This window comes from uncultured Methanobrevibacter sp. (assembly GCF_947170395.1).
Taxonomy (GTDB): domain Archaea; phylum Methanobacteriota; class Methanobacteria; order Methanobacteriales; family Methanobacteriaceae; genus Methanocatella.
Genome location: NZ_CAMVTE010000002.1, coordinates 34,015 through 53,123 on the forward strand (window position 1 = coordinate 34,015; position 19,109 = coordinate 53,123).

The window sequence follows — 19,109 nt, forward strand, 5'->3', positions numbered from 1 at the left end:
AAGTATTTTTTTTATTACTAATTTTAAGAATTTTCAAGATTTTTAATACATATTTGTGTAAAATCATAAAGTCGCACTTCGACAATAAATTTATCATTTTTCACCATATTTTTAATAATGAAAATCGATTCAAATGGAAATCTAATACTTGGAACAACAGTTATTCTGATAACAACATTGCTGCTGATGGCTATTTTTGTATTTACGGCAATAAATTATATTGAAAATGAAAATATAGACTCCAGCGAAAACGATAATTTCAAATATGTTATTGATGACTACACAAGAAACCTGGAGGTTCTGGGCCGCTCGTCAATCAATGATGCGACCGAGTGGGTCTACCATACATACAAGCTGTCAGACAGCAGAGGCGAAATCAAAAAGAATCTGGAAAAAAAGTTGGATAAGGAAAACGAAAAATTTGAAGAGAAATATGACATGAAGATATCTTCTGAGGTATTGTCAGTTGAAAACACCGACAGTCCATGGAAAATATTGTTCAAAGTAAAGCTAAACATTGAAAAGAACAACAACAGGTACTCCAAAATCGTTGAAAAGAACGCATCAATTGAAGGGCTCAAGGACCCCCTGCCCGTTGCCAAACTGTCGGTAGCATCGGGAATATATAAGCAGGGAGACAAGCTCAACTACAAAAACGCCCTTACAAGATATCTGAAACTGAGAAACCTCGAATCACCGTTTTCATATGCCTTTGCAACAACACCTCAATTCATAAAGAAATGTCCATACGACCCTTATATCCATCACGGAGATCCCGGCGTCCTTAAGGACTGTCTGAAAAATGGCTATTTTCATGAAAGTGCAGACGGAAGCTGTTATCTCTGCAGGCTTGAGGGAAAGGCAGTTTGTCCGCATTACGGAATGGAAGTGTTTATCCAAACGCATACCCCACTTACGAACGGGTCGGTGTCATGTTCGGACCATGTGGTATTTCATGACCATTACAACGGTGAAAAACTCAATAAATATGATTTTGACAGCCTGATTCTCGACAGTTCCCACAGAAAAAAATACGGACTTGGAGGTGAAGATGATGGACAGTAGGGGAAACATTTCAATTGAAATAGGGCTTGTGCTTATTGTGATTTTGATAATTGCAGGTGCTGTGCTGAACTTCTCAGACATCATGACCCAAAAGGCAATTACGGCATCCGAAAGCGAAAACACTGAAGTGCTAATCACAGAAGCCATAGACAACCTTATAAACAATCCGGGAGTGCCTGACAACTGGCAGAAAAATAAAAAGGGAATGCCGGGACTGGCAATCATTAATGAAGGTGGTGAAACCATTCCAAACAGCGTTTCATACTTTAAGTTCCTGGCGCTTTCCAAAAACTACAAAAAGCTTGTCGATGAAAAAATGTTCGATTCCAAAATAAAAACATCAATGGAACTGATTCCTCGGGAGAGTAGTATTTCAAGTGTAAAAATAGGAAACGATAAGGAAAATTGTGAGGTATTCAGTGTAAACAGACTTGTAAAATGTGATTTTTACAACAAATATGTAATAAAAACCTTCCAAAATGCAGGCAAATGCAATCACAAACACAAACAGGATACACACAGCTGCAACTATTTTAAAGTCTTTCCCGGCAATCTGCGTGCTTCGGATTACTATTTGCTTATTGACAAGCAGGAAAAAAACGATGTAAAATATGTAATCGACACTACCCGGGTCGTTAAGGCAAGACCTTGGCAAAGCCCAAGTTCGGATAGGATATATCTAAACACCGAAATCAGCTTCTATGATGATACGAGTGCAGTAGTTTTCATCCATTTCGACAAGCCCCATGCAAAGGCATTGCTGGTTTGTGTTCCAAAAACATTTGACAAATCAAAGCTCAGCTATGATTATTTTAGGGTGAATGACTGCAATCTGATATTGAAGGCATGGTATTAGATTAAGGCGCCTAAAACAAGCAATGAAATTGATATTAATATCAAACTTGAAATTGAATCTGTAATGCTTGTGGAAATCGGTATTACAATATTGTCCGGGTCCAAATTATGGTTATATGAAATTGTTGATACGTAATAGACCAGAAATACCATTACGGTAACCAGAATCAGACCTGATATTGTACTTATAAGGGAGATGTTTAAAAATCCGACGCCTGCTGTCTTAAGTATTACAGATGATGTTTCTGCTAAAATTCCAATCATCGGGAAAACTACAATCGCAATGACAAAACAGATTACAAAATTATCAATGGCATATAAGTTAGGCCTGTTGAGCGGTTCAATCAAACCGGAGTGTAGACCTGAAGACAGTCTTGCACCTAAAATACTTATTAAACTGCCGCTTTCTCCTGAAAATAGAGGAAGCAATGTTAAAAGACTCGGATTGGTAAGCAATGTTTCAACCGAACTGTTTAGGATAGCTCCTGCGGAACCTCCCAAAAAGGAACATAAAAGCAAAACAGGAATGGATTGCTTTATGATTGTTTTTGTCTCATATGACAGTCTGTAACAGTAAATGAAACTGATTACAACTGCTATTACAATTGCGGCCAAAACTATATCCTTCACTATGAAATCAAAGTTTATAAAATTAAGTATGAATATTGATACGATGATTGCCGGCAGGGTAAACAAATCGCCGAATGCAGCAATAATCGGGCTTGTGATGTTGTCCGGGTCCCATCCATGCTCAAAACTTTTAAATGAGACAAGCATTGTTATCGGAAGCATAATCAAGTTTGAAATGATTCCGGCAATAACACAAATCAGTATGAAATCTATCAGTGACATTGAAGGCTGATGCAAAAGCATACATAAAACCTTCGCTACGATAGCCAAGAATATGGATAAAACAAGTGTTAAAACAAATGAAGAGAATATGTTATAATTCAATTCGTCTGAAAACTCAAATTCGGGAGATATTATACCGATGTGCAGATTGGTTGAAAGTCTTGAAGCGAATGAACCGAAAATGTTTCCTCTCATTCCGATAGCTCCAGGGATAATTACCAAAAGACCCGGAAATGTTTCAAGGAAAAAGGTCATTCTGCCTAAAATTATACCGGCGAACAAATCTCCGACAGCGCAGATTAAAAGAGCAATCAATCCTTCTTTTATGACGCTGCTGTTATATAGATAAAACTCGGATAGTGAACTGCGAATCCTCTTCTGCAGGCTTAACTCCTTCACAAATATCACTACCCATAATCATTTTTATCACTCAGTCATCTTCATCTTCTAATTCATCTGGAATGTCTTCCAGAGAACAGGTTGCTGCTGCAAGCTTTTCAAGCAAATCAGCACCAGCTTCTGTACCTTTTAAAATTAATGTATCATTCGGTAAAATGGTTGTATTTTTATCCGGACCGTAAATCCAGGAAGTTCCTCTTCTGATTGCAATTACCCTCATACCTGTACGGTTAACCAACAATAGCTCTCCTAAACTGTTATTGGCCAAATCTGATTTTTCATCTACAACAACTCTTACAATGCTTTTATCAGATTCTTCCATTACCATCTTGAATACAGGATGTGGTTTAAAACCGGTAATTACCAAATCGGCTAAATCTTTTGCTGCATTTGCAATACTTTCTGCAGCTTCTGCAATTTCAAGCAATGCTGTCAATTTTTCAGCATCTTCATATGATCGTGCTGCAACCAGCGATTCCTTTTTGATTTCATAATTCATTGCATTGACTTCATTTTCCAATGTAAGAACCTCTTCGGCTGCCGCCTTACTGTTAAATAAGATAGCGGAATAAGCCAAATCAACCATCAGTTCCGACATGTTTTTCATTTCAATTAATAAATTTTTGATTGACAATTAAATTCACCTAAAGATCATTTGGATTATTTTTCAATAAACAAGCTCTTCTAAGCTTCAATAAAGTTTTTTTCTTTGTTTTTAAATCTTCAACATCTTCTAAAATATTTTCCAAAGGTTCTCTTAAACATTCGACACTTTCCTTTTCGTGTAACCACATACACTCCTTACAGTTCCAAACGTTTTTACCTTTAATCCAATTCCCGCCGGTTGAAGAGTCACCGCATGGATAAAACGGACAATAGCAGAAATCACAGTATTGACCTTCATAGTGACACGGATAAAAATCACATTCACGGTTAGGACCGTGTACTACTTCACCGTTCAGGAATTTCTCATAATGATTCTGTGATAAAGGATGGATTTTAGACCTTATTACATATCCTCTTGGAGTTACAAGCTTTCCGTCTTGAACGTAAGTCAGGTCATTTCCGACGATTAATGTACAGGACATGTTGACAATGTCTTCTGTTAAATCCTTAACTTTAACGATTGTCTCTTTTGCAGGCTCATATGTACTGTCAACAATACCTATCAATGCATCTTCACCTTTAATGTCAGTGACGCATTGCTTAAACCTTCTGAAAGGCTCTTTTCTGGTTTTGCTTATTGGATTATAGATAGCCACAATCAAATTGGCTTCAAGAGCATATTTCAGTTTCTTTTCTATTTCTGACAGTGGTGTCAATATATTGCTCAGGCTGATGGCTGCAAAATCGTTTAAAGGAGCTCCAAGTTTACATGAAGCATAATTCAATGCTGAAACTCCAGGATAGACCTTGACTTCCACATCTTCATATTTGCTTAAAATCTGATAAAGCACGTTTGCCATTCCGAATACTCCAGGGTCTCCGGAACTTATCAGTGAAACAGTCTTTCCCTCAAGGCTTTTTTCGATAGCAAATTCAGCTCTTGCTATTTCATCGCCCATACCCTTTTTAACAATTTCCTTATCGGCCACCAAATCTTCTATCTGATTAATATACTTCTTGTATCCGATAATAACATCTGATTCTTCAATAGCTTTTACAGCTCCCAAAGTCATGTTTTCTCTATTCTGGCCAATTCCTATTACATTAATCATATTATCATCCTAATATAGTTTTAAAACCGAGTTTATAGTTATGGAGTCCTTGTCGACCATAATTCCACCGCTCTTGTACGAAGCGACACCATTAGCTATAATCTTGTATGACGGATCCTGACTAATGACTATCTGACCTGAAGTTGAATTCGGTGACGCATAACCCAAAGCGGTAATTGTTACGTTGAATTTCTCATTGTCAGTGTCTTCATAGGTGGTTACGTTAATGGATTCATAATTAACACCATCAACCTTCGACAGCTCCTCCATTTTCAGAGCTACGTCCTTTTTATTAGAAATAGTAATAGGAGTTGGATCTTTAATCAAAACATTATTTACAGTTTCGGGACTGAAAAAGCTTGTTATTTTTGAAATCTGCATATCTATTAATCCCTGAATATTAGGTGCTTCAGCTGTTACAATAGTATATGAACCGAAAAGACCCAATTCAAAAAATACAATAAATAATACAACAATTAAAATTATTCTAACTATCCTATTTGCCATTTTATCACAATCATTACACTTGTTATTCAATAACAATTTACTATATTATTTTAAAATCTATTTTTAATATATAATAAATATAACTATAAATCAATATTACAGGGTCAAATTCAAAATTTAAAATCAAATTCTCAAAGTTTATTAACATAGAAAATTAAAATTTAAATTAATATGTCAACTAATAAAATTCTATTAAAATTTGCAAAAAAAGGAATAAACCTATCACCTGAAGCATATGATAAAGTTATCAATGCAGAAAATCCTCTAGATTTTGCATCTTCATTGATAGTTAAGTTAAAGGGTGATAAATTTTCATCAAAGGATTTGGTTTCAGTCAGTGGCCAAACCGTTGATGAAATTACAGGTAATGTAGTCAAAACAGAAACAACAACACAGAAAACAATTACTGAAGTTAAAAGTGAAAAAAAAGCAGAGCCTGAAGCTGAAAAACCAAAAATAAATGAAGAAAAAATAGAGCCTAAAGTTGAAAAAACACCACAACCAAAAACAGAAAAACCAATTTCAATTGACAATTTGAAAAAGGACTCCGACAAGCCTGAAAAACACATCAATCAGGAAATTGTTGAAGCATCAGAAACCGTCAAGGATGAAAAGATTCAGTTCAAACGTAATTTGCAGAAAACAAACGTTGAATATGACTTTAAAATCATTCAGGATACAAGTAAAAAATCATATACAAGCGGTGAGCTTGAAAACCTGATTACATATTTCAAAAGCAGATATGAAAAACTGGCGAATATCCTTTCAAAAAGGCCTGAACTTAGAAACTATACAAAAATTGCAGATATCGATGATTCCCAGGACAGCTTAAGCCTGATTTTGATGGTTCGTGAAATCAGGACAAGTAAAAACGGCCATAAAATTGTGGAATTTGAAGATGATACCGGAACAATTTCAGTATTGTTCTCTCAAAACAATGAAGATCTCTTTGCAGAAGCCGAAAAGTTAGTAAAAGACGAAGTAATCGGTGTTATTGCAAACAAAAGTGATGACAGACACTTTGCTTTCGGCCAGCAAATAATCAATCCAGGTGTCTTAAGGGTTCCGGAAAAGGAAATGGACTTTGGAATAGTATTCTTGTCTGATGTTCACATAGGAAGCCTGACATTCCTTGAGGATGCATTTTCAAGATTTATCGATTGGATCAACTGTGAATACGGTGATGAAAACCAAAGAAGGGTTGCCGAAGACGTCAAATATCTCATTATCGGTGGAGATATTGTAGACGGAATTGGTGTATATCCGAACCAGGAAAAGGAACTGGCCATCAAGGACATTACCCAACAGTACAATGAGGCCGCAAGATTTTTAGGAAACATCAGAAGCGACATCAAAATCATTATCGCTCCCGGAAACCACGATGCATCCAGAGTAGCGGAACCTCAGCCTGCAGTTCCTGAGGAATACGCAAAGGCATTATACGAACTGGACAACGTTGAATTCATTTCAAATCCGGGTGTGGTTTCCCTTGACGGCATTAACGTGCTGATATACCACGGCCGTAGTTTCGACGATCTGGTAATGGCTGTCAAACAGTTCACACACGAGAGAAATGATTTGCTGATGGAAGAACTGCTTAAAAAAAGGCACTTGGCACCTATTTATGGTGAAAGAACACCACTGGCTTCTGAGCTTGAAGATTATCTTGTCATTGACGAAGTGCCCGACATATTCCATACCGGACACGTTCACATTAACACCTACAGAAGATTCAATGGAATTCATTTAATCAATTCAGGTACTTTCCAGACTCAGACAGAGTTCCAAAAAATCTATAACATTGAACCTACACCTGCAGAAGTTCCTGTAATTCATAAAGGAAAATATAAACACTTTAAATTCTTATAGAGGTATCTTATGAAAAAAAACATCCATGAAATAATCAATGTCGCAAACAACATTTACGATAAAGGACTGGTTTCAGGAAAGGCCGGAAATATCAGTGCAAGATTCAAGGGGGAAAACGGAGATATAATTGGAATAACCCCAACGTTAAAGTCATTGGCAAATCTTGATGAAGAACACATTGTTTTGGTTGATATTGATGGAAATGTGCTTACAAAAGGAAAACCATCCTCAGAAGTGAACATGCACCTTGAAATCTATAAAAAAAGACCTGACGTTAACGGAATAGTTCATACACATTCTCCATATGCTACAGGATTTGCATTTTCAAACAAAAGAATCAGAAGGCTTGAAGGTTTTGGAGAAATCAAAAATCCATATCTTCCGGATATAGAATATGAAAAGCCCGGAACTGATGAACTTGCAGTTAAGGCCAGTGAAGGTTTGAAATCCGGTGATGTGCTGGTTTTAAAAAATCATGGTGTGATTTGTATTAGTGAAAACTTAAAAGAAGCTGAATCTCTGGCAGTATTCGTTGAAGAATCTGCTAAAACACAGTTTATAACTTATATGTTAAATTCAGTTGAAGATAGTATCTAATCTTCATCTGAAATAACATTACTTTTATTTCTGCTAGCCATACCTTCTTCAATCATTTTTATGATTAATCCTGATAAAGAAGTATCCTCATCGATAGCCATTTTTTTTAATTCTTTTTTCAAGTCCACTGGTAAATTTATAGTTGTTTTGCTTATATCTGACATGGTTAATAATTCTATTATAAACTTAATATAAATTTTTCTACTGATTTTTTCTGTTTTTACCAAAAAATACCACAAAATATTTAAAGACATTACGAACAAATATATTCTATAATACTAATTTGACTTATTTTTAATAATTTTTTGGAGGGAGTATTATGAGCAATCAAACAATAGATGAAGTTTGTGAAATACTTGAATATATTAAAGAAAACAATACTGTACCTCGTAACATTCGAGAAGCAGCAAGTGAGTCCAGTGACTTATTAAAAGATGAAGAACAAGATCAGTCTGTTAGAATAAGTACTGTATTAGGAAAATTAGACGAAATCAGTAACGATCCAAATATTCCAGTTCACGCAAGAACTTTAATTTGGGAAGTTTTATCAAAATTAGAATCCATCTAATTTTACTTTTTTAATTTTTTGAAATAGCCATCGATATTGTAACGCCATCATAAGAAGTCTTTTTATAAATCAGTTTAGAATCAAAGCCTGCCATAATCAAAGCTGAAGGCTCGCAGACACCATAAATTCCAAACTTTGATTTTACAAATTCAGATTTTTGAACATCTTTTGATTCAAACAGCTTTAGCTTATCTATGCTGACAAATTCAACGGGAATATCCAATTTTTCTGACAGTTCAAGAATTCCCTTTTCATCCTTTTTTATTTCAGCAGAAGATAAAAGATTGATTCTTGATTTGTGAATGTTTAAATCTTTAATTGATTTTTCAAGACCGTACAATATCTTTTCACATTCCTTTCCACGTCTGCATCCTATTCCCACAACCAGTTTTTTTTCCTTTAGAACAATTTTATGGTCATCAAGACTGACATGTATTTCATCTGCACTGACTTTTACAGATTTCTGAATTGAAACATCCATTTCAAGTGTATTTCTGTTTAGATATTCAAACAGATAATCGTAATTTTTATCGGGATTTAAAGTCAATGTGATTTTTCTTTCATCCAAAATTGCCTTGTTGAAAAACAGTATCTCCTTGGTATTGTCGATAGTCAAATACAAATCCCCTGCAAGGACATCTATTCCCAATTTGGAGTTTACATCACTGGATGTTGTTATTACCGGTTGCGCACCGATTAAATCGGCAATCTTGTTGGTCAGTTTATTGGCACCGCCCAAATGGCCTGACAGTGTTGATATTACAAAATTGCCCCTATCATCAATGTTTATAACAGCAGGATCTGTAATCTTTGAGCGGATTATTGGTGCAATAGTTCTGATTAGAATTCCTGAAGCCATAATGGCAACTACTGCATCATATTCATAAAATGCTATTTTAAGATTCCTTTTAACATCCTTATGATACAAATCAGTTTTGATTATTGTTGAATCTTCATCCAACTTTTCCTTTAGGCAATTTGCCAATTCGAATCCTTTATCTGAAACTGAAACGATTGCAATCTTCATAATATCACATATATTAATAATGTCAATAATAATAGAACAGTCAATGTAAATAATATAATAGTTAATCTGGACAGACTGACGGCATTTGTAATGTCATCCTTATTTATAGTTTTATTTGCATCACCCAAAATATAAGTATCCTTTTTTATCAGCTGAATGTTGAGCGCACCGGCTGTTGTCGCCATTGTATATCCTGAGTTTGGAGAAGGGCAGTTTCTTGCATCACGCCTCATTATGTGATAGCTGTTTTTACTATCCAATTTAAGAAGATATGCTGCAACAACAACATAAATGCCGGCAATCCTTGAAGGAACATAATTTAAAACATCATCAAGTTTTGCCGGAACATAACCAATGTCTTTAAGTTCATCTGTTTTATAGCCAACCATTGCATCAAGTGTATTGAACATCCTGTAAATCATTGGTATCAAAAGCAGAAAATAAAGCTGATTATCAATTGGATGAATCATAATAACACAGGCAAATATGGCAAAATAAAATATCGGAGCAACGTATGAATCTGTTATGTTTTCAGTCATGCTTTCAATTACAGCAGAAACAATAAAGCTTTCCGTCAGCTCATCAGTGCTTCTGCTGACAAGATATGATACTGATTTTCTTGCCTTTTCAAGACTCACATCAAGATCATCCTTAACGTCCATGGCTGTTTTAAGTAGCATGTTTACCGAAAATGTCGATGACAATAGTACTGTGAATATAACAAACAGAACAACAACATTTAGAGAAGAAATGAAATATAAAACATACATTATAATACTTATTACACACATTGTGCATACAACAAGCAGCAGCCCTGACAATCTGTTTTTAATGCCGATGAAAATGCCTTTAAAAAAATTTATAATCGAACCGATAATCACCACAGGATGAATCCTGGTTGGAAGTTCACCGTATATGACATCGATTGCAAGTGAAAACAACAGAGTGAATATAATAAATAAATACAATTTAAAATAAATAATGTCTTCTAATTTAAATAAAATTATATTATATTCAATCATAATTTATATTATATATAATAAAAAAATAAATAATTTATTATTAATAATTTTTTAGATGATGATATTATGAATATCGAAGAAAACGTAGAAAAATGGTTACTTGACGAAGATTTGTTGTTAGAGATGAAATATGATGAAAATGCTGATTTTCACTATATTGTCGAGTTTCCAAAGGATAATATAATGGATGTTGTAAAACCAAAAGAAAAAGACTGTATTGTAATTGCATGTGCAACACAGGTAGCTCCGCAACATCTTGATTTGATGAAAAGAGCTGATAAAAAAACCAATAAGGATTTTTTAATGGAATTGAATTTTGGATTGAATAATTTCCTTGTTGATTTTGAACTTCAGATTAACCAGGACATATTACAGCAGTTTATAATTACCGAACAGATATTTGAAGATGGCCTAACCAAGGACATGTTAATAAGAACCCTGAAAAGAGTTTTCAAATCAAAATTACACTGCATTTGGCTTATTGATCAGAAATTCGTAAATGTCAATTTATCCCAAAATGAAAATGACATGTTCGTATAGAGGGAGAGGTGCATTTCAAGTATAACGCCTGCGAAGGTATATTAAGACTGAAGGGGTATATTTCAACTGTAAACACTTGAAATTTATCTCTCTGTTTTTTCTCTATTTTTTGATTTCACCACCTTATTTTCGGTTTTCATATTTTTTACATTTGCATGTCAAATTCACGCCAATGTTACACTTGAAATTCATGTCTTGATTTTTGGCTTTTGGAAGAAATTGTTTACACTTGAAACTGACCTCTCTGTCTCAATTACAAATCATGATAATTTTTTTTTAAAAATGTCTGATAGAGCCATCTGAGGCCTTATTTTCATTGTCTATATCAGATATTTACACTTGAAATTGTTATCTTATATTTGAAATAGTAATATTTCATGTTTTAAATTTAAATCGATATTTTGATTTTATTTCAAAATTTAAAGATTTATATTAATATTAATTTAAAATATATTAATTTTATAGATTTATATTTGTTTTAAATGATTTTAATCAATTTAATTTTTTCATTTTCCCACAATTTTATTAACTTTAATCAATATTGTAATACAAACCTTTATTTATCAGGTCAATAATATTATTAACACTGGAAATTATACCTAATTATTTTTATTAATATTATTGTGTGGTGTATTTATGTCAAATGTTTTTGAAGATTTAGAAAATGACTGGGGCGACTTGGTTTCAAAGAGTATATTTAAGGATAAGCGCCCATTGGATCACAGGTTCCTTCCCGACAAGCTGGTTCACAGGGAAGATCAAATCAGACAGATTGCAAAGTATTGGGTTGATGTATTAAACAATGTAACTCCTTCCAACGTTACCCTTTATGGTAAGACAGGAACAGGAAAGACTGCAGCATCAAAGTTCGCACGTGAACAGCTCATTGAGATTTCTCAAAAGAAAAATGTTTTCGTTAAAGTTGAATATATCAGATGCACTGACTATACTACAGAGTACCAGGTTCTTGCCCAGCTGTGTAATAAACTGGGACGTGACGTTCCAAACCGTGGATGGACCAAAGGGGAAGTTGTTAATACATTCAGGGACATCTTCAGAACCAATGCATTTGGACGCAGACTGCATTTGATAGTTATTCTGGATGAAATTGACATATTGCTTGACAAGGATGGAGATGGAATCCTATACACCCTGACCAGAACAGACAACGTTTCAGTATTGTCAATCAGTAACTATCTTGACTTTAAAAATCTAATCAAGTCAAGGGTAACCAGCAGCCTAAACGATAAGGAAATTGTATTTCCTCCTTATGGTGCAGATCAGCTCTCAGATATCCTCGCTGAAAGGGCAGAATTGTCATTCAATGAAGGGGTTTTGGATGATGATGTGATTCCTCTATGTTCTGCAATGGCAGCCAAGGAAGAGGGTGATGCAAGATACGCACTTGATTTGTTGAAAAATGCAGGTGAATTGGCTTTTGATGAGGATTCAGAAAAGGTTACAAGCGATCATGTTAGAAAGGCAAAAGATAAAATAGAGCACAATAAGGTTATAGAAATAATTTCCACACTGCCTCTCCAACAGCAAAGGGTTTTAGAGGCTATTTTAAACTTAACAAAAGAAGGTGAAGAAATATCTTCAGGTAAATTATATGATGAATATAAGGAAATATCCAAAAAGGATTCAGTTACCTACAGAAGAATATTTGACTTTATCAATGAACTGGAACTGTTAGGTATTATTTCTACAAACACCGTTTCAAGAGGTCGTGGAAAGGGAAGAACAAATATAATTAAACTTCAATGTGATGAAACATTACTTGAAACAACCCTTTTCTCTATTTAGGGTTGTTTTTTATCAATGTTTTAAGTATTGCCATTCTGACGGGAACGGCATTCGCTGCCTGTGTGAAATACTTGTTGTATTTTGTGTTGTCAACGTCTGTGGCAATTTCATCTATTCTAGGCAATGGATGCATTACAATCAAGTCCTTGCCTTCAAGCATCTTTTTATTGACTATATATGCACCTTTTATTTTTAGATAATCGTCAATATCTCCAAAGCGCTCTTTTTGAATTCTTGTTACATACAGGACATTAACATCGTCGATTATCTTTTCGATTGAATCAGACTCTTCCCATGTAACTTTTGTTTTGTTGATGTCGTGAAGGACTTCCTGAGGCATTTTAAGCTCAGGAGGTGAAACCAGATATATCTTGACATTTTTAAACATTCCCAATGCGTTTGAAAGGGAGTGTACTGTACGTCCAAATTTCAAATCACCAATCAGAGCTATTTTCAGATTGTCAATTTCACCGATTTCCTTTTTGATTGTGTACAAATCAAGCAGTGTCTGTGTAGGGTGCTGGCCGGCACCGTCACCTGCATTTATTACAGGAACGTCAACAATGTCTGAAATGAATTTTGAAACCCCTTCCAGTTCATGCCTTATTACAAGAGCGTCACTGTAGCCTTCAAACATTTTAGCGGTATCTGCAATACTTTCACCTTTGGAAACGGAACTGGATCCGCTGCTTTCAAATCCTATACATTCTCCTCCCAAACGTTTCATTGCTGTTTCAAATGACATTCTTGTTCTTGTGGAAGGTTCAAAAAACATTAAACCAAGAAGTTTTCCCTTAAGTTCTTCTGAAACCTCTTTTGATTTGGCAATGTCTTCGAGCTTTGATGCTTCATCGAGAATATATTCGATGTCTTCTCTTTCAAAATCTTTTATGGATATTATATTTTTCAGTTTAAAAATTCTAATCAACCCTTAAATTTTAAATTATTCTTTCAATAGGAATTACAAGAATATCCTTTGCTCCTGCATTTCTTAAATCGTTAACCAGTTCAAATACCTGTTTTTCATCAATCACTGCCTGAACGGCAACGGTCTTTTCTTCGGACAGTACTTCTGAAACTGTCAGACCGCCCATTGAAGGCAGGACTTCTTTAACTTTATCCAGATTTTCCTTTTTGACGTTCATTGTTACAAGCTTTTTCCTTTCGGCGTCAAGCACACCCTTTATACTTGTACTTACCGCTTCAATCAATTCATTTTTTGTCTTTAAGCTGTCTTTGTTGGCAATGAGTTTTATTGTACTTTCCAGAATCACGTCAATTATTTCAAGATGATTCATTTTCAGTGTGGTTCCGGTACTTGTCAAATCTGTTATCAAATCGGCTATTCCGATAAATGGGGCTGCTTCTGTAGACCCGCTCAGTTTGACAATCTTTAAATCAAGACCCTTTTCATCCAGGTATTTTTTTGTAAGTGCGGGAAATTCGGTGGCCACTTTCATATCTTCTGTAATGTCTTCAACGCAATTGATGTTTGATTCTTCCGGAGCGGCAAGGACAAGCTTTGTCTGTCCGAACCTTAAGTCCAGCATTTCCGCTACATCCGCTTCGTTTTCCTGAATCAAGTCAACACCTGTTATTCCCATATCTGCAACTCCATCGTTTACAAATTCAGGAATATCTGATGCTCTTGCAAACATTACTTCAATATCATCATTAAATGTTTTGGAAATCAATTTTCTGTTGCTTTTATCGATTAATCCTAAACCTGCCTTTTCCAGGATGTTTATTGAAGGTTCACTTATTCTTCCTTTTGAAGGAATTGCAATTTTTATTTTCATCATATCTACTCGAATTTTTATTTTTGATAATATATTGTAAAGTCTATAATATTAAATTTAACTAATTAATAATTAAAGTTCTTATTTTTACCAGATACTTGATTTTTGCAAAATATTTAAATATTAAGTCATATAATAATCTATTTAGCTTATTATTAACAGCATTAATAATAAGTTTGAAAAATTATTGTGAGGTGAAAATATGTCTGAAATACCAAAAGCTCCTATCGCAAGAATTATCAAAGAATCTGGTGCTGAAAGAGTTAGCGAAGATGCAAAAGCTGAATTAGCTGCATACTTAGAAGAAGTTGCTCGTGAAGTAGCTAAAGAAGCAAACAATGTTGCTAAAATCGCAAAACGTAAAACTATTAAACCAGAAGATATTAAATTAGCTATCAAAAACTTAGAATAAGTTTATTAGCTAAACTTTTTTTTATTTTTTTAAGGTGTTATTATGAGTGATAATACTATTTTAATCAAAGATGCATTTATTTTAAACAGACAAAAAATACAATCTCTTTTAATCAAAAACGATCTTATTTGTGAAATTTCCGATGAAATTGATGAAAGTGGCGTTGATAAAATCATCGATGCCAAAGGAAAAATCTTACTTCCTGGATTTATAAATACCCATACACATTTATCCATGACATTGTTCAGAGGACTGGCTGACGATTTGAGTCTCGACAGCTGGCTGAATGATCACATATGGCCAATGGAAGCCAACCTCAATGGCGAATATTGTTATATCGGTGCTCTTTTGGGAGCGGTTGAACTTATCAAGTCCGGAACAACCACATTTTCCGACATGTACTTTTATATGGAAGACGTTGCCCGTGCAGTGGATGAAGCAGGCATAAGGGCAGTACTGTCATACGGTATGATTGATTTTGGAGACGCAGAAAAAAGGGAAGCGGAAATCAAGGAGAATTTGACCTTATTTGAAAACTGCAACGGAATGGCAGATGGAAGAATCAAGGTATTTTTCGGTCCTCATTCACCGTACACAGCTTCAGAGGAACTGTTAATCAAAGTCCGTGAACTTGCAGATGAATACAACATGGGAATCCACATACACGTTTCAGAAACCCAAAAGGAAATCAATGACATTTCAGCTGAAAAAGGACTAAGGCCTTTTGAATATTTGGATAAAATAGGATTTTTAGGTCCGGATGTTGTTGCTGCACACAGTGTATGGTTAAGTGATGAAGAAATTGAAATAATCAAGAAAAACGATGTTAAAATTTCACACAACCCATGCAGTAACATGAAATTGGCTTCAGGAATAGCTCCTGTTTCTAAACTGATTGAAAACGACATTTGCGTTTCAATAGGTACCGATGGTGCTTCATCAAACAATAATCTTGATTTGATTGAAGAGCTAAAAACAGCAAGTCTGCTTCAAAAGGTTTCAACACTTGATCCTAAGGTGCTGACTTCAGATGAGGCAATAGAAATGGCTACAATTAAGGGTGCTGAAGCTTTGGGAATTGATGATGAGGTCGGTTCCATTGAAGTCGGCAAAAAAGCGGACATTATTTTAATCGACACCGATTCAGCCAACATGGTTCCAGACAGTACCAATTTAAGTTCCAATATAATTTACTCAGCAAACGGCTCAAACGTCGATACTACAATCTGCAACGGTAAAATATTGATGGAAAATAAGAAATTGACTGTTTTAGATGAACAGGCAATTTATGATAAAGCCAGACAGGCCATAAAAGAATTAAAAGAAGCTATCTAGCTTCAAATTCTATTTTATTTTTATTGAATATTATACTCTTTTTCCATTCGTCAAGAGTTTCCGGAAAATCAGACCTGAAGTGCGCACCTCTGCTTTCTCTTCTAAGAATAGCTGATTTCACGGTTAAAATACAGATTTCAACCATATTTATTACTTCAAGGGCAGTAACCAAATCGCCATTGTATTGCTTTTTGTCGCTGACATCCAGATTGCCAAGCTCTTTTTGCATTTCCTGAAGTTCTTTTAGTGCTTCATTTAAAGTTTTTTCTTCACGCACAATAGCTACCTTTTCCCACATCAGACTTTTGATTCTGTTTTTGAAGTCTTTAGGTTTGATTGTGCCTTTTTTGATTAGGCCTTCAATTCTTGAAGCTTCATTTTGAACTTGTTCATCGTTGGTTTTGATTTGGGTGTCTTTTGCAGCCGCACTGGCACTTTCACCGGCGATTTTTCCAAATACTTGAGTATCAGCCAAAGCGTTCCCGCCTAAACGGTTAGCTCCGTGGACTCCTCCACAGACTTCTCCTGCTCCAAACAGGTTTTTAAGAGAACTTGATGCATCAGTATCAATTTTTAACCCGCCCATGAAATGATGTGCTGTTGGAGCAACTTCTATAGGGCCGTGCTTGATGTCAACTCCCACATTTTCAAATTGAAGAACCATAGTTTCAAGCTTTTCTTCAATGTAGTCGTCATCCAGGTGGGAGATGTCAAGATAGACTCCGCCGTTTTCTGTTCCTCGCCCTTCAATGATTTCCTGATATATTGAACGGGCAACGACATCACGGGTAGCAAGTTCCATCTTTTCGGGAGCGTATTTGCTCATGAACCTTTCGCCATCCTTGTTTATGAGTTTTCCGCCTTCGGCTCTTACGGCTTCGGTTACTAAAACTCCCTTTTTGGATTCAGGTGCCACCATTCCTGTTGGGTGGAACTGTATCTGTTCCATATCCACCAGACTGGCTCCTGCACGATAGGCTATTGCAAAACCATCTCCATTCTTTTGAAATGTATTTGATGTTACAGGGAATAATTGTCCGGCTCCTCCACTGGCCAGGATGGTTGATTTTGCCTTGAAATAGATTAGACTTGAATCCTTAAGGTCAAGTCCTGTTGCACCGATAACCTCATCTCCATCGGTTACAAGTGATGTAATCATTACCTCTTCGATGCATTCGATATTTCTTCTGATTATCTCCTCTTTAAGTGCATTCAACAGTTCAGCACCTGTTCTGTCTCCCTGATAGCAGGTTCTTCTGTATGTCTGACCTCCAAATGGCCTTTGATCAATTTCACCGGATTCCTGTCTGTCAAAAAGAGCACCAAAGTTTTCCAGGTCAATCAGTCTTTTTGGTGATTCGTTTACAAGAATTTCAACCAGTTTTTCATCGTTAAGAAAGCTTCCGCCTTTTAATGTATCCTTTTTGTGAGCTTCTATTGAATCGTCCTTGTCAACGGTTTTAAATACAGCATTGTATCCTCCTTCTGCCATTCCAGTACAGCCAGACCTGAATGAAAGACCTTTAGATACAATAGTAGCTTTTAAACCTGCATCATCAACTTCAATAGCTGCTCTTGAACCTGCTCCTCCAGATCCGATAATCAATACATCTGTTGAGATAGTTTTTATTTCCATTTCAATAACCCTGTAAAATTTTTTCATTATTACATTTATTTTTAATTGTTAATAAGTTTTATTTTTATATCAAAATTGCTTTAATCCTGTTAAATTGCTTTAATAGCCAAGATAATTTTTAAATATTTGTTTTAACAAATATTATTTTGAATTTTATTAAATAAAGCTTAGGAATTAATTAATATGTTAGATATTGAAAATTTAGAAGAATCTTTTAATGATTATTCTAAAGATTTTATAAAGAATAAAAAATATTATGCACATGTTAGCGGAATTATATCCCATTCCTCCAAATTTAACAAATGAGGAAAAAAAGTTTTTTTTTAATGTGGGGTATAGATTCTTTTCCATTATTAAGTTATTTAAGGTCTAGGGATAATCATGTTGATGAATATTTAGAAACATTTCATAATACTTTAAATAAAGGTATTTCTAAATATGATAACATTAAAGTTAACTCCATCTTATTTAGACGTGTCTTCAATGATTTTTTCATTGTTAATGAAGGTGAAGTTGGAATTTTTAACACTCCATTGTCTACAACTTTTGATTCAAATTCAAATTTGGATTTTGGAGATTTTTTAATTAAAATTTTAGCGCCCATTGGTACCAATGGCGCGTATATAGAAGAGTTAATGATTAAAGGTAATTATTCACAACATTTAAACGAATGGATTTTACCAACTAGAACAATATATAAAACATTGTATAAGAATTATTCAAAAAAATTGGCTATTATTATCATCATGGGGGATGTATATAATGCAATTTAAACGAAATTTAAAATATTCATTGTGTGAAGATAAATTAGAAGATTTTTATTCTGATTTGATTATGTTAGATGATTGGATTCCTTTTGTTATAAGAAGCAATTTACCTAATGAAATATTATTTAACTTGGGAAAAAATGTGGAAAATAAAAAGACATATTCTGATCGTTTATTAAAACACAAAATTGAAAATGGACAATCAGGTTTAAGTTTGGATGAAGTATTGGAAAGTGAAATTCACATTTTTTTAGAAAAATATCCTAAATTTGAACCATTGTTTTTGGTTAATGAATAGTTTTAATTGGATGATGTAGATAATTAATAGTAAAAAT

General features: G+C 34.6%; 22 protein-coding genes. 12 read left to right on the plus strand and 10 right to left on the minus strand.

The window, feature by feature from the left end; genetic code table 11:
- Positions 1 to 117 precede the first annotated feature (117 nt).
- Both Q0W04_RS00820 and Q0W04_RS00825 read left to right on the plus strand, forming a co-directional pair.
- Positions 118 to 1,065 (plus strand): hypothetical protein, encoded by a 948-nt coding sequence (locus Q0W04_RS00820; protein WP_298498970.1) that lies wholly within the window; start codon positions 118 to 120, stop codon positions 1,063 to 1,065.
- Positions 1,055 to 1,921 carry a TadE/TadG family type IV pilus assembly protein gene (locus Q0W04_RS00825; protein ID WP_298498973.1) on the plus strand — a complete coding sequence of 289 codons (867 nt, stop codon included), beginning with the start codon at positions 1,055 to 1,057 and terminating at the stop codon, positions 1,919 to 1,921. The genes Q0W04_RS00820 and Q0W04_RS00825 overlap by 11 nt, the downstream gene beginning before the upstream one ends.
- Here Q0W04_RS00825 and Q0W04_RS00830 read toward each other — a convergent pair.
- Genes Q0W04_RS00830 through Q0W04_RS00845 form a run of 4 tightly spaced genes read right to left on the minus strand, consistent with a single transcriptional unit; the run spans position 1,918 to position 5,396 of the window.
- A complete protein-coding gene (locus tag Q0W04_RS00830; RefSeq protein WP_298498976.1) occupies positions 1,918 to 3,171 on the minus strand; it encodes a magnesium transporter in 1,254 nt (417 codons plus the stop codon). The genes Q0W04_RS00825 and Q0W04_RS00830 overlap by 4 nt on opposite strands.
- A gap of 31 nt (positions 3,172 to 3,202) precedes the next feature.
- Positions 3,203 to 3,805, minus strand: a complete 603-nt coding sequence (locus tag Q0W04_RS00835; protein ID WP_298498979.1) for a potassium channel family protein — start codon at positions 3,803 to 3,805, stop codon at positions 3,203 to 3,205.
- A 10-nt stretch (positions 3,806 to 3,815) separates the two neighbouring features.
- Positions 3,816 to 4,889, minus strand: coding sequence for a precorrin-3B C(17)-methyltransferase (cobJ, locus tag Q0W04_RS00840; RefSeq protein ID WP_298498982.1), 1,074 nt, complete (start codon positions 4,887 to 4,889; stop codon positions 3,816 to 3,818).
- 9 nt (positions 4,890 to 4,898) lie between these two features.
- On the minus strand, positions 4,899 to 5,396 hold the full coding sequence (locus Q0W04_RS00845) for a hypothetical protein (protein ID WP_298498985.1): 498 nt from the start codon (positions 5,394 to 5,396) through the stop codon (positions 4,899 to 4,901).
- 171 nt (positions 5,397 to 5,567) lie between these two features.
- Between Q0W04_RS00845 and Q0W04_RS00850 the strand changes: the two genes are divergently transcribed.
- Both Q0W04_RS00850 and Q0W04_RS00855 read left to right on the plus strand, forming a co-directional pair.
- Positions 5,568 to 7,265, plus strand: a complete 1,698-nt coding sequence (locus tag Q0W04_RS00850) for a DNA-directed DNA polymerase II small subunit (protein ID WP_298498988.1) — start codon at positions 5,568 to 5,570, stop codon at positions 7,263 to 7,265.
- 9 nt (positions 7,266 to 7,274) lie between these two features.
- Positions 7,275 to 7,862 (plus strand): class II aldolase/adducin family protein, encoded by a 588-nt coding sequence (locus tag Q0W04_RS00855; RefSeq protein WP_298498991.1) that lies wholly within the window; start codon positions 7,275 to 7,277, stop codon positions 7,860 to 7,862.
- On the opposite strand, the gene Q0W04_RS00860 is transcribed toward Q0W04_RS00855, so the two are convergent.
- Positions 7,859 to 8,116: a hypothetical protein gene (locus Q0W04_RS00860; protein WP_298498994.1), complete on the minus strand. Its 258-nt coding sequence runs from the start codon at positions 8,114 to 8,116 to the stop codon at positions 7,859 to 7,861. The two genes, Q0W04_RS00855 and Q0W04_RS00860, sit on opposite strands and share 4 nt — an antisense overlap.
- Positions 8,117 to 8,181: 65 nt before the next feature.
- Here Q0W04_RS00860 and Q0W04_RS00865 point away from each other — a divergent pair, with 65 nt between their 5' ends.
- Positions 8,182 to 8,430, plus strand: coding sequence for a UPF0147 family protein (locus tag Q0W04_RS00865; RefSeq protein ID WP_298498998.1), 249 nt, complete (start codon positions 8,182 to 8,184; stop codon positions 8,428 to 8,430).
- Positions 8,431 to 8,440: 10 nt separating this feature from the next.
- On the opposite strand, the gene Q0W04_RS00870 is transcribed toward Q0W04_RS00865, so the two are convergent.
- On the minus strand, positions 8,441 to 9,457 hold the full coding sequence (locus Q0W04_RS00870) for a cobalt-precorrin 5A hydrolase (protein ID WP_298499001.1): 1,017 nt from the start codon (positions 9,455 to 9,457) through the stop codon (positions 8,441 to 8,443).
- The gene (locus Q0W04_RS00875; protein ID WP_298499004.1) at positions 9,454 to 10,479 is read right to left on the minus strand and encodes a cobalamin biosynthesis protein; all 1,026 of its coding nucleotides are present in this window, start codon (positions 10,477 to 10,479) and stop codon (positions 9,454 to 9,456) included. The genes Q0W04_RS00870 and Q0W04_RS00875 overlap by 4 nt, the downstream gene beginning before the upstream one ends.
- A 66-nt stretch (positions 10,480 to 10,545) precedes the next feature.
- Here Q0W04_RS00875 and Q0W04_RS00880 point away from each other — a divergent pair, with 66 nt between their 5' ends.
- A complete protein-coding gene (locus Q0W04_RS00880; RefSeq protein ID WP_298499009.1) occupies positions 10,546 to 11,019 on the plus strand; it encodes a DUF2299 family protein in 474 nt (157 codons plus the stop codon).
- Positions 11,020 to 11,655: 636 nt separating this feature from the next.
- Entirely contained in the window at positions 11,656 to 12,825 is a 1,170-nt protein-coding gene (locus Q0W04_RS00885; RefSeq protein WP_298499012.1) for a Cdc6/Cdc18 family protein, read from the plus strand.
- Here the strand turns inward: Q0W04_RS00885 and pyrB are convergent.
- Together pyrB and hisG are read right to left on the minus strand one after the other, a co-directional pair.
- Positions 12,818 to 13,753: an aspartate carbamoyltransferase gene (gene pyrB, locus Q0W04_RS00890; protein ID WP_298499015.1), complete on the minus strand. Its 936-nt coding sequence runs from the start codon at positions 13,751 to 13,753 to the stop codon at positions 12,818 to 12,820. The genes Q0W04_RS00885 and pyrB overlap by 8 nt on opposite strands.
- 10 nt (positions 13,754 to 13,763) lie before the next feature.
- A complete protein-coding gene (gene hisG / locus Q0W04_RS00895) occupies positions 13,764 to 14,624 on the minus strand; it encodes an ATP phosphoribosyltransferase (protein ID WP_298499018.1) in 861 nt (286 codons plus the stop codon).
- A gap of 202 nt (positions 14,625 to 14,826) precedes the next feature.
- Here hisG and Q0W04_RS00900 point away from each other — a divergent pair, with 202 nt between their 5' ends.
- Entirely contained in the window at positions 14,827 to 15,036 is a 210-nt protein-coding gene (locus tag Q0W04_RS00900; protein WP_298499020.1) for a histone family protein, read from the plus strand.
- A 42-nt stretch (positions 15,037 to 15,078) separates the two neighbouring features.
- On the plus strand, positions 15,079 to 16,371 hold the full coding sequence (locus Q0W04_RS00905) for an amidohydrolase family protein (RefSeq protein WP_298499022.1): 1,293 nt from the start codon (positions 15,079 to 15,081) through the stop codon (positions 16,369 to 16,371).
- On the opposite strand, the gene tfrA is transcribed toward Q0W04_RS00905, so the two are convergent.
- On the minus strand, positions 16,364 to 18,007 hold the full coding sequence (tfrA, locus tag Q0W04_RS00910) for a fumarate reductase (CoM/CoB) subunit TfrA (RefSeq protein WP_298499024.1): 1,644 nt from the start codon (positions 18,005 to 18,007) through the stop codon (positions 16,364 to 16,366). The genes Q0W04_RS00905 and tfrA overlap by 8 nt on opposite strands.
- A 183-nt stretch (positions 18,008 to 18,190) precedes the next feature.
- Here tfrA and Q0W04_RS00915 point away from each other — a divergent pair, with 183 nt between their 5' ends.
- The 3 genes from Q0W04_RS00915 to Q0W04_RS00925 are packed head-to-tail and all read left to right on the plus strand — an operon-like array spanning position 18,191 to position 19,072.
- Positions 18,191 to 18,313 carry a hypothetical protein gene (locus tag Q0W04_RS00915; protein WP_298499027.1) on the plus strand — a complete coding sequence of 41 codons (123 nt, stop codon included), beginning with the start codon at positions 18,191 to 18,193 and terminating at the stop codon, positions 18,311 to 18,313.
- Positions 18,310 to 18,780, plus strand: coding sequence for a hypothetical protein (locus Q0W04_RS00920; protein WP_298499030.1), 471 nt, complete (start codon positions 18,310 to 18,312; stop codon positions 18,778 to 18,780). Before Q0W04_RS00915 ends, Q0W04_RS00920 begins: the two co-directional genes overlap by 4 nt.
- The gene (locus Q0W04_RS00925; protein ID WP_298499032.1) at positions 18,770 to 19,072 is read left to right on the plus strand and encodes a heat-shock protein; all 303 of its coding nucleotides are present in this window, start codon (positions 18,770 to 18,772) and stop codon (positions 19,070 to 19,072) included. The genes Q0W04_RS00920 and Q0W04_RS00925 overlap by 11 nt, the downstream gene beginning before the upstream one ends.
- The last annotated feature ends 37 nt before the right edge of the window (positions 19,073 to 19,109 follow it).